The organism is Streptomyces viridochromogenes DSM 40736 (assembly GCF_000158955.1).
In the GTDB taxonomy this organism is placed as follows: Bacteria; Actinomycetota; Actinomycetes; order Streptomycetales; family Streptomycetaceae; genus Streptomyces; species Streptomyces venetus.
In genome coordinates, this window is the sequence record NZ_GG657757.1 from 3,778,226 (window position 1) to 3,788,429 (window position 10,204).

Annotated in this window: 6 protein-coding genes and 2 pseudogenes; 6 read left to right on the plus strand and 2 right to left on the minus strand. The window is 71.1% G+C overall.

Features of this window, described 5'->3' with window-relative positions; all coding sequences use genetic code 11:
- The first annotated feature begins 100 nt into the window (after positions 1 to 100).
- The 5 genes and pseudogenes from SSQG_RS16465 (at position 101) to SSQG_RS16485 (ending at position 7,680) form a co-directional block, all read left to right on the plus strand.
- Positions 101 to 1,117, plus strand: coding sequence for a sugar ABC transporter substrate-binding protein (locus SSQG_RS16465; protein ID WP_003990925.1), 1,017 nt, complete (start codon positions 101 to 103; stop codon positions 1,115 to 1,117).
- Between the two features lie 156 nt (positions 1,118 to 1,273).
- A complete protein-coding gene (locus tag SSQG_RS16470; RefSeq protein ID WP_003990926.1) occupies positions 1,274 to 2,287 on the plus strand; it encodes an ABC transporter permease in 1,014 nt (337 codons plus the stop codon).
- Positions 2,284 to 3,117 carry an ATP-binding cassette domain-containing protein gene (locus SSQG_RS16475; RefSeq protein ID WP_003990927.1) on the plus strand — a complete coding sequence of 278 codons (834 nt, stop codon included), beginning with the start codon at positions 2,284 to 2,286 and terminating at the stop codon, positions 3,115 to 3,117. The genes SSQG_RS16470 and SSQG_RS16475 overlap by 4 nt, the downstream gene beginning before the upstream one ends.
- Positions 3,118 to 3,181: 64 nt before the next feature.
- Positions 3,182 to 4,204, plus strand: a complete 1,023-nt coding sequence (locus tag SSQG_RS16480; protein WP_039932876.1) for a LacI family DNA-binding transcriptional regulator — start codon at positions 3,182 to 3,184, stop codon at positions 4,202 to 4,204.
- A gap of 336 nt (positions 4,205 to 4,540) precedes the next feature.
- Positions 4,541 to 7,680, plus strand: a pseudogene (locus tag SSQG_RS16485) (ATP-binding protein).
- Here the strand turns inward: SSQG_RS16485 and SSQG_RS16490 are convergent.
- Together SSQG_RS16490 and SSQG_RS16495 are read right to left on the minus strand one after the other, a co-directional pair.
- Positions 7,661 to 8,479 (minus strand): ABC transporter permease, encoded by an 819-nt coding sequence (locus SSQG_RS16490; RefSeq protein ID WP_003990930.1) that lies wholly within the window; start codon positions 8,477 to 8,479, stop codon positions 7,661 to 7,663. The pseudogene SSQG_RS16485 and the gene SSQG_RS16490 overlap by 20 nt on opposite strands.
- On the minus strand, positions 8,476 to 9,444 hold the full coding sequence (locus tag SSQG_RS16495) for a daunorubicin resistance protein DrrA family ABC transporter ATP-binding protein (protein ID WP_003990931.1): 969 nt from the start codon (positions 9,442 to 9,444) through the stop codon (positions 8,476 to 8,478). The genes SSQG_RS16490 and SSQG_RS16495 overlap by 4 nt, the downstream gene beginning before the upstream one ends.
- A 651-nt stretch (positions 9,445 to 10,095) precedes the next feature.
- On the opposite strand from SSQG_RS16495, the pseudogene SSQG_RS42725 reads away from it, so the two are divergent.
- Positions 10,096 to 10,204, plus strand: a pseudogene (locus tag SSQG_RS42725) (SigE family RNA polymerase sigma factor); the annotation flags it as partial.

Genomic DNA, 10,204 nt, shown 5'->3' on the forward strand with positions numbered 1-10,204 from the left:
CTCGCCAAGCAGTGTCAACGATGACATCAGTCATCGTTGACATCGCGGGACGGCAGGCCCCGCTGCCGGCCAACCGCCCGACATCCCGCTGGAGTCGTTCATGTCACGCACCTCTCGTCTGCCCTCCTCTCTGCTCAGAGCCGCTGCGTGCACGGGTGTCGCAGCGCTCGCCCTGACCGCCTGTGGATCCGGATCGGGATCGGGCAGCGCGAGCACCGGCTCGGGCGAGGTCAAGGTCGGCCTCATCACCAAGACCGACACCAACCCGTTCTTCGTCAAGATGAAGGAGGGCGCGGAGAAGACCGCGAAGGCCGAAGGCGTCAAACTCATGACCGCGGCCGGCAAGTTCGACGGCGACAACGCCGGGCAGGTCACGGCCATCGAGAACATGGTCGCCTCCGGTGTGAAGGGCATCCTGATCACCCCCAGCGACTCCAAGGCGATCGTGCCCGCGATCGAGAAGGCCAAGGCCAAGGGCGTCCTGGTCATCGCCCTGGACACCCCGACCGAGCCGCAGAGCGCGGTCGACGCCCTCTTCGCCACCGACAACCTCAAGGCCGGTGAGCTGATCGGCGAGTACGCCAAGGCCGCGATGAAGGGCAAGACCGCGAAGATAGCCGCCCTGGACCTCGCGCCCGGTGTGTCCGTCGGCGTTCAGCGGCACAACGGTTTCCTCAAGGGCTTCGGCGCCACCGACAAGGACGTCGCCTGTGCTCAGGACACCGGCGGCGACCAGTCCAAGGGCCAGACGGCGATGGAGAACTGCCTCCAGAAGGAACCCGGCATCAACGTCGTCTACACGATCAACGAACCGGCGGCACTGGGCGCGTACACCGCGCTCAAGGCCAAGGGCCGGGAGAAGGACGTTCTGATCGTCTCCGTCGACGGCGGCTGCACCGGCACCCGGGCCGTCAAGGACGGCAAGATCGCCGCGACCTCGCAGCAGTACCCGCTGAAGATGGCCGCCAAGGGCGTCAAGGCCGTGGTGACCTACGCCAAGGACGGCAAGAAGGCATCGGGTTACACCGACACCGGCGTCACCCTGATCACCGACAAGGCGCAGGACGGGGTCGCTTCCAAGGACACCGCCTACGGCCTGGAGAACTGCTGGGGCTGAGCCGCCGCCCCCCGGCCGGCCTCGTAGCCGCTGCCGTTCGACACCCCTCAGCGGGGCGGCCTGCCCCTCCTCCCCGACCTGGGAAGGCCGCCCCCTCGTCGTCCTGTCGCCCGACAAGGACGGACAAGGACTTCTGTCTTCCGACAAGGACCTCGCATGACTGCCACGTCCACGCCACCCTCCACGTCCACGCCGTACGCGGAGCTCAAAGCGCCGACCACGGTCCGCAGACTGCTCACGCAACCGACCACGGGCCCGCTGGTCGCGCTCCTGCTGGCCTGTGTCTTCTTCTCCGTCTCGACCGACCAGTTCCTCACCGGCGGGAACTTCTCGCTGATCGTGCAGCAGGTCATGGTCGTCGGCACGCTGGCCATCGGCCAGACCCTGATCATCCTGACCGCGGGCATCGACCTGTCCTGTGGGGCGGTGATGGCGTTCGGCAGCATCGTGATCGCCAAGATGGCCGCCGAGGGCTCCCTGCCACCGCTCGCCGCGATCGCGCTGGGCCTGGTCGTCTGCGGCGGCTTCGGCATGCTCAACGGGGCCCTGGTGAAGAAGATCCCGCTGCCGCCGTTCATCGTCACCCTCGGCATGCTCAACGTCGCGTTCGCGCTGACGCACATCTACTCCGAGGAGCAGACGGTCAGCAACCTGCCCGGCCCGCTGACGGCCCTCGGGCAGACCTTCCCGCTCGGCAAGACCGACATCACCTACGGCTCGCTGGTCACCATCGCCCTGTTCCTCCTCCTCGCCTACGCGCTGAGCAGCACCGGCTGGGGCAGGCACGTCTACGCGCTGGGCAACAGCCCGGAAGCGGCGCGACTGAACGGCATCCGCACCTCCCGGCTGACCATCGGTGTCTACACCGTGGCCGGTCTCCTCTACGGCGTCGCCGCCCTGCTGCTCATCTCCCGCACCGGAGTCGGCGACCCGCAGGCCGGGCAGACCGACAACCTCGACAGCATCACCGCCGTGGTCCTCGGCGGCACGAGCCTCTTCGGCGGACGCGGGTCGGTCCTGGGCACGTTCATCGGCGTCCTCATCGTCGGCGTCTTCCGCAACGGGCTCCAGCTGATGGGCGTCGCCTCGATCTACCAGACGCTGATCACCGGTGTCCTGGTCATCCTCGCGGTGACCGTCGACCAGATCTCCCGGAGGAAGGTCCGATGACCACCACCACTGAGACCCCCGTTCTGCAGGCTCGCGGTCTGGTCAAGCGCTACGGCCACGTCACCGCCATCGACGGCGCCGACTTCGACCTGCTGCCCGGCGAGGTCCTCGCCGTCATCGGCGACAACGGCGCCGGCAAGACCAGCCTCATCAAGGCCCTGACCGGCGCGGTGGTGCCGGACGAGGGCGAGATACGCCTGAACGGCAAGCCGATCCAGTTCTCCGGCCCGCAGAGCGCACGCGCCCACGGCATCGAGACGGTCTATCAGGACCTCGCCGTGGCCGCCTCCATGGACATCGCCTCGAACATGTTCCTCGGCCGCGAACTGCGCCGACCGGGCCTCCTCGGCAGCGCCTTCCGCATGCTCGACAAGAAGCGCATGCGTCAGGAGGCGGCCGATCACATGGCCGACCTGAAGATCGGCCTGCGCTCGCTGACCCAGCCGGTCGAGACCCTCTCCGGCGGACAGCGGCAGGCCGTCGCGGTCGCCCGCGCCGTCGCCTGGGCCCGCAGCGTCGTCGTCATGGACGAACCCACGGCGGCCCTCGGCGTCAAGGAGTCCGGTCAGGTCCTCGACCTGATCCGCCGGGTCCGGGACAAGGGCATGCCGGTCGTCCTGATCAGCCACAACATGCCGCACGTCTTCGAGATCGCCGACCGGATCCACGTCCACCGGCTGGGCCGGCGCGCCGCCGTGATCAAGCCGTCCGACTACTCCATGGCGGAGGTCGTGGCCATCATGACCGGTGCGCTGAACGTCGACGAGGCCGGAGATACTGTCGTAGCGGATTCCGAGGCCGCGAAGGCCGCGGGAGTCCAGGCCAACTGAAGCACTCACAAGTTCCGGCCGAGGCCGCGGCCGGGACCGACGAGCACAGGAGACTGTTTCCTCCATGGCAGCGAACCGCCGCCCGACCCTGGCAGACGTGGCCCGAGAAGTGGGCGTCAGCGCCAAGACCGTCTCCCGCGTCCTCAACGAGGACGGTCCCGCCTCAGCCGAAACCAGGGAACAGGTGCTCGCGGCGGTGGCCAAGCTCGGCTTCCAGCCGAACCTCATGGCACGCAACATCCGCGTCGGCGGCCCGGACACGACCATAGGGCTGGTCGTCCCCGACCTGGCCAACCCCTTCTTCGGAGCCGTGGCCCGCGGTATCGAGGACACGGTCCGGGACCGCGGACTGACGCTGCTCATGGGCTCGTCCGCGGACGACCCCGAGCGTGAACGCGCCCTGACTGCCCAGTTCCTCGCCCGGCGCGTCAGCATCCTGATCGTCGTGCCGTCCGTGGGCGCCGACCACTCCGACCTCAAGTCGCACCGTACGGCGGGGCTGCCCATCGTCTTCCTCGACCGGCCAGGGGTCGGCCTGTCCACGGACAGCATCGTCAGCTCCAACCGTGCGGGGGCCCAGGAGGGCGTCGCCCACCTCATCGCCCACGGCCACCGCCGTATCGGCTTCGTCGGCGACCTGCCCACCAAGCTCTACACCCGCCGCGAGCGCCTCGCCGGCTACCGCGAGGCCCTGCGGACGGCCGACATCGCCCACGATCGCTCACTCGTCGCGAGCGCACACGACCAGCAGGGGGCGGAGGCGGTGACGGCCCAACTCCTCGAACTGCCCGATCCCCCCACGGCCCTGTTCGCCGGGAACAACATCATGGCGCTCGGCATCGTCGCCGAACTCGCCCGCAGCAAACGCAAGGACGTCGCCGTCGTGGCCTTCGACGACGTGTCCCTCGCCGAAGCCCTGGAACCCGCCCTGACGGTCGTCGCCCAGGACCCCGAAGCGATCGGCCGCAGCGCCGCGGCCACCGCCCTGGCCCGGCTCGACGGCGACCGCACCCGGGCGCGCACCATCACCGTGCCCACTCGCCTGATCGTCCGAGGGTCGGGGGAGCAACCGGCGCCCAAGCCGTAGGCGGCCTGCGTTTCTCGCGGGGGGACTTCCGTTTTCGCGGGTGAGGGCTTCCGCCATGACGCAGCACGACCCCACCGGCTCGAGGCAAGAACGGCCCACCCGTTGCCTCCCGCTCTCACCTTCCATGCCTCCTTCGCTACTCAGACCAGCCAGGGTGCCGGGCCGCGGCTTCGGCGATCGCCAGGTCCGGCTCGGGGGACAAGCTCGTGTACGTGCGGGTGTGATGGTGACCAAGGAGTGGCCGAGCTCTCGTGGATGGCCTGCGGCTCTGCGCGCGCCCGGCCGGCCCCTGCGCTGACCAGCCGCCCAGACACCCCCTGTCGATAACCTGACCAAGTGAAGACCGAGTTGATCCTCCTGTCGCGCGTGGCCTATCGCGGGCGGGAGATCACCGCGCCCCGGCTGCGCGGGCTGCTCGCGTTGCTCGCGGGTGAGTTGCGCGCCGGTTGCAGCACCGCGCGGCTGGTGGAGGGGCTGTGGCGGGACGAGTTGCCGGCCAACCCGGGCAACGCGCTGCGGATCCTGGTCTCCCGGACCCGCTCCCAGCTCGGGGCCGATGTCGTCGTCAGCACCCCGACCGGGTACCGGCTGGCGTTGGGTGAGGAGCAGGTCGACAGTTCGGTGGTGGTGCGGTGTGCCGAGGCGGGCGCGCGGTATGCGCGGGCCGGGGATCATGCCGCCGCTCTGGCGAGTGCGGAGGAGGGCCTTGCCTTCTGGGACGCCGCCCCGGTCATCGACGTCGTGCCCGGTGACCCGGTGGCGGAGTTGCGGGCCGAGCGGGCGCCGCTCTACGACTCCCTCGTACGCTCGCGTGCGCTCGCGCTCGGCCGGGTGGGGCGCCGGGCCGAGGCCGTGGCACCGCTGACCGAGGTGTTCGCCGGGGCGCCCCGCGACGAGGAAGTACTGGCCGAGCTGCTGCGCGCCGAGGCGGCCACGGCCGGGCCGTCGGCGGCGCTCGCCCGCTACGACGCGTACCGCCGCGAGCTCCGGGACGACCTCGGCACCGATCCGGGCGCCGGGCTGAAGGGCGTGCATCAGGAGCTGCTTCAGGCCGAGGCCCCCGCGGTCCGGTACGGAGTGCCGCATGATCCGAATCCGCTGCTGGGACGGGACGGGGACCTCGTGGCGGTGGGCGGGCTGTTGCGCTCTTCGCGGCTGGTCTCGATCGTCGGTCCCGGTGGGCTGGGCAAGACGCGGCTCGCTTACGCCGTCAGCCGCCGGGCGGAGCAGCGGGTGGTGCACTTCGTCTCGCTGGCCGGGGTCCGTGCGGACGAGGACGTGGCCGTCGAGGTGGCGTCGGTCCTCGGCCGGGGGGACGCGCCACCCGGGGGCGCCGGGGCGTACGGCGGTGGCGCGGATGTGCCCGCCTCGATCGTCGCCGCCCTCGGCGCAAGCCCCGCGCTGCTGGTGCTGGACAACTGCGAGCAGGTGGTCCGGGGCGCGGCCGAGCTGGTGCGGGAGCTGGTGGCGCGGTCCGAGGGCCTGCGGGTGCTGGTCACCAGCAGGTCACCGCTGGGGCTGAGCTCGGAAGCGGTGTACCAGTTGCCGCAGCTGAGCGCGGACATCGCGATCGAGCTCTTCGGGCAGCGGGCCCGGGCCGCGCGGCCCGGCGTCGAGCTGCCGCCCGACGCGGTGGCGGAGCTGTGCCGGCATCTCGACGGGCTGCCGCTCGCCGTGGAGTTGGCGGCGGCGCGGGTACGGGTGCTGTCCGTCCCCGAGATCGCCCGCCGCCTCGGCGACCGGTTCGCGCTGCTGCGCGGCGGGGCCCGGGACGCACCCGAGCGGCACCGCACCCTGCACGCGGTCGTGGAGTGGAGCTGGAATCTGCTGGAGGAGGACGCGCGGGCGGCGCTGCGGGCGCTGTCGGTCTTCCCCGGCGGCTTCACCGAGAGCGCGGCGGAACACCTGCTGGGGGACGGCGTCGACGCGCTGTACCTGCTGGAGCAGCTGGTGGACCAGTCGCTGCTGAAGGCCGGCGACACCGCGGCCGGGATCCGCTTCCGCATGCTGGAGACGGTGCGGGAGTTCAGCGCCGCCCGGCGCGCGGCGGCCGGGGAGGAGGAGGCGGTCACCGACCGGTTCCTGGGCTGGGCACGGGATTTCGGACTGGAAAACCACGACGTGTTGTTCGGCGGTGAGCCGCTGCGGCACTGGCCGCGGCTGCGCGCGGAGCAGGACAACCTGGTGCTCGCCCTGCGCTACGCCCTCGCCCGCGAGGACCACGCCGCCACCGCGGCGGCCGGCGCGGTGCTGGCCGGTATCTGGCTCACCGACTCGACGTCCTTCCACCGGGTCTTCGCCCTGGCCGCCGACACCGCGGCGCCGCTGTCGCACTACCGCCCCGACGCCCGGCACACCGAGGTCACCCGTGCCCTCTGCGTCGCCTGCGTCACCGCCCCGTTCGTCGGGTACGGCCCGCTCCAGGCGCGCCATCTCGTCACCCTGCGCCGGCTGCCGCCCGCGCAGCCGGACACGCTGCTGCGGGCACTCGCCGTCGTGCTGTGCGCGCTTGCGGACATGCGCCCGCCCGGCTACGAGGCCCTGGAGGAACTGTGCGCGAGCGACGCGCCGTTGCTGGCGGGCGTCGCCGAGGCCGTGGCCAGCTATCTCTGGGAGCACGAAGGCGAGCACGAGCGTGCGCTGGCCTCCGCCCGCCGGCTGCTCGCCGCGGTCGACGCCGTGCCCAACCCGTCGCTCAAGCTGCTCGGCCACTCCCGCTGCAGCGAGCTGTGCGGGGACGCCGGTCTCGGCGAGGAGGCGTACCGGCATCTGCTGGCGGCGCTGGACGCCTTGGGAGCACCTGAGCGACCAGTCGCCCCACGACGGGCCTGCGCCGGGGCCTCGTGCTGGCCTGTCTGCAACGCGGTGAGCCGGACGAGGCCGAGGAGTGGCAGCGGCAGGTGGAGCGGAGCCGGCCGTCGGAGCAGACCTCGGCCTTCACGACCGATCTGGCCGCCCGGGCCGAGATCGCGCTGGCCCGGGGGCTGACCGAGCTGGGGCTCAAGCGGTGGCGGATGGCCGCGGAGCGGCTGCGCGCGAGCGGCTCGCCGCACGCCGACTCCGGCACGGAGGCGTGGGCGCGGGCGATCGAGGTCTACGCGGTGGTCGCGCACGCGTACGCCGGGCGGCTGGAGCCGGTCGCCGGTCTGGTGGCCGAGTTGGAGGGACGGCTGCGTTCGCTGCTCGCCGACGGCTCCCGCCCGGCCGGGGAGATCCCGGTGTCCGGCGCCGATGTGCTGGCCCTCGGCCTGGTCCGGCTCGCCGCGGGCGACGACGGTTCGGCGGTGCGGCTGCTGGCGCTGGCGGAGCGGATGCGCGTGCCGCAGACGTTTCCCACGATGTCCGCAGGCCGTGCCCGGCGGGCCGCCGAGGAGGCCGACAGGGCGGCGTACGCCGACGCGGTGTCGGAGTACGCCGCCCTGGAGCGGGACGGGTTGCGGGAGGCAGCCCGCGCACTCATTTCGGGTCGCGGTTGAACTGCGCCGTCGACCAGCGGTAGCCGAGCGCGGTCAGGCCGAGGCACCAGGCGAGCGCGATCCACCCGTTGTTGCCGATCCCGGTGCCGAGGAGGAGTCCACGCAGGGTCTCGATGGCGGGGGTGAACGGCTGGTACTCGGCGATCGGCTGGAACCAGCCCGGCATCGTGTCGGCCGGGATGAAGGCGCTGGAGATGAGCGGCAGGAGGATCAGCGGCATGGCCATGTTGCTGGCCGCCTCGGGGTTCGGACTGGCCATGCCCATGCCGACCGCGATCCAGGTGAGCGCCAGGGCGAACAGCGTGATCAGCCCGAACGCGGCCAGCCACTCCAGGGCCGTGGCGTCCGTGGATCTGAAGCCGATGGCCACTGCGACGGCACCGACGAGGACCACACTGGCGACCGACTGGAGCACGCTGCCGACGACGTGCCCGACCAGCACCGAACCTCGGTAGACGGCCATCGTGCGGAAGCGGGCGATGAGGCCCTCGCTCATGTCCATGGAGACGTACACCGCGGCCCCGATCACGGTGCTGCCGATGGTCATCAGCAGGATGCCCGGGACGATGTAGGCGATGTAGTCGGAGCGGTCGGCGCCGCCGCCTCCGATGCCCGCGCTCATCACGTCGCCGAAGATGTAGACGAAGAGCAGCAGCATCATGATCGGTGTGAGCAGCAGGTTCAGCGTTCCGGACGGGTAGCGCCACGCGTGCAGGAGGTTGCGGCGCAGCATCGTGTTCGAGTCGCGTACGGCGAGGGAGATCCGGGTCGGGCGGGTGGGAGCCGGGGAGGTGCTCATCGGACGTTCTCCTTGGTCTGGTCGGGGGTGCGGGCCGGGCCGGTGAGGGCGAAGAACACGTCGTCGAGGTCGGGGGTGTGCACGGTCAGTTCGTCGGCCTCGACGCCGGCCGAGTCCAGCCAGTCGAGGACGGCGCGCAGCTCGCGCTGGCTGCCGTCGCTGGGGATCTGTAGCGCCAGCGCCTCGTCGTCCCGGGTGACCTCACGCAGCGCGGAGGCGGCCGACTTGTACGCGGCCGGGTCGGTGAAGCGGAGCCGGACGTGTCCGCCGGGGACGATCCGCTTGAGCTCCTCGGCGGTGCCTTCGGCGGCGATCGTGCCGTCGTGGAGCACGGCGATGCGGTCGGCGAGTTCGTCGGCCTCCTCCAGGTACTGGGTGGTGAGGAAGACGGTGACGCCGTCGGAGACGAGCTCGCGGATGATCTGCCACATGTTGTGGCGGCTGCGCGGATCGAGGCCGGTGGTGGGCTCGTCGAGGAAGATGATGCGCGGGTCCCCGACCAGGGTCATGGCGAGGTCGAGACGGCGCTTCATGCCGCCGGAGTAGGTGGAGGCGGGCTTCTTCGCGGCCTCGGTGAGGTCGAAGCGCTCCAGCAACTCGGCGGCCACGCGCCGTCCTTCACGCTTCGGCAGGTGGTGCAGGTCCGCCATGAGGAGCATGTTCTCCTCGCCGGTGATCAGGCCGTCGACGGCGGAGAACTGCCCGGTGACGCCGATCGCGGATCGTACGGCGTGGGGGTCGGTGGCGAGGTCGTGGCCGCCTACGCGGATGTCGCCGGCGTCGGCGGTGATGAGGGTGGAGAGGATCTTGACGGCGGTGGTCTTGCCGGCGCCGTTCGGGCCGAGCAGGGAGAAGATCGTGCCCGCGGGCACATACAGGTCGATGCCGTCGAGGACCAGCTTGTCCCCGAAGGACTTCCGCAGCCCCGTGGCCGCGATGGCGGATGCGTGGGTCGTTGTCGTCATGCCCCGGAGTCTGCGGGGCGGCGCGTTCAGCGACCTTTCAGCGCGGTTTCAGCATCCGTCACCGACGGCCGAAGCGGTGAAATGGGGCCTGCTCGCCTCAGGTCCCCTCGCAGGACAGCACCGCCGCGACGAAGTCGGCCGGCGGCAGGTAGCGCCTTCTACCTGGGCCAGGTTCAGTTACGTCAGGTCCAGTCCGAGGCCTGTCCCGGGCTCCGGCCGGCGACTCTCGGTGGCCTTCTTCTTCACGGTGTACCGCGCCTTGCAGTACGGGCATGCGTAGGACCCCGCGTCGGAGCGGATGAGTACGTGGCAGAGGTGCCCGGCCGACGGGGCCGCGTCCGTTTCGCGTGGCGTGGCGGTCGGCTGAGCGGGGGCGGGAATGTGCCGGGTCTTCCTGCCCCTCTCGCGGATCGTCTGGCTGCCGTCGGCATTCTTGATGACTACGCGCCCTACGCGCCCCCGTCGATGCATACCTAGAGGGTGAGGCAGCGCAAGGATCGGCACAAGACGGTTGCGGGAGGGTGGTCACGTGTCCCTCTCTCGCCGACCAGGGGTTCGTATCAACTACAGGAGTGGGCAGACAATTTCGCTCGCTGAGGGATAGCCCCGGGCGGCTCGTCGCGTCGTGGTCGTTTGAGAAGGGGAGGGTCGATGAAGGCCTCGAATCACGACGAGTTCCGGGAGTTCGTAGCGATGCGCTCCACCGCGCTGCTGCGGCTCGCGGTGCTGCTCACCGGAGGGGACCGGCATGCCGCGGAGG

Excerpts from the sequence above, each read along its gene's own strand:
- SSQG_RS16465 (WP_003990925.1), top strand. The coding sequence starts at position 101 with ATGTCACGCACCTCTCGTCTGCCCTCCTCTCTGCTCAGAGCCGCTGCG.
- SSQG_RS16470 (WP_003990926.1), top strand. The coding sequence starts at position 1,274 with ATGACTGCCACGTCCACGCCACCCTCCACGTCCACGCCGTACGCGGAG.
- SSQG_RS16475 (WP_003990927.1), top strand. The coding sequence starts at position 2,284 with ATGACCACCACCACTGAGACCCCCGTTCTGCAGGCTCGCGGTCTGGTC.
- SSQG_RS16480 (WP_039932876.1), top strand. The coding sequence starts at position 3,182 with ATGGCAGCGAACCGCCGCCCGACCCTGGCAGACGTGGCCCGAGAAGTG.
- SSQG_RS16490 (WP_003990930.1), bottom strand. The coding sequence starts at position 8,479 with ATGAGCACCTCCCCGGCTCCCACCCGCCCGACCCGGATCTCCCTCGCC.
- SSQG_RS16495 (WP_003990931.1), bottom strand. The coding sequence starts at position 9,444 with ATGACGACAACGACCCACGCATCCGCCATCGCGGCCACGGGGCTGCGG.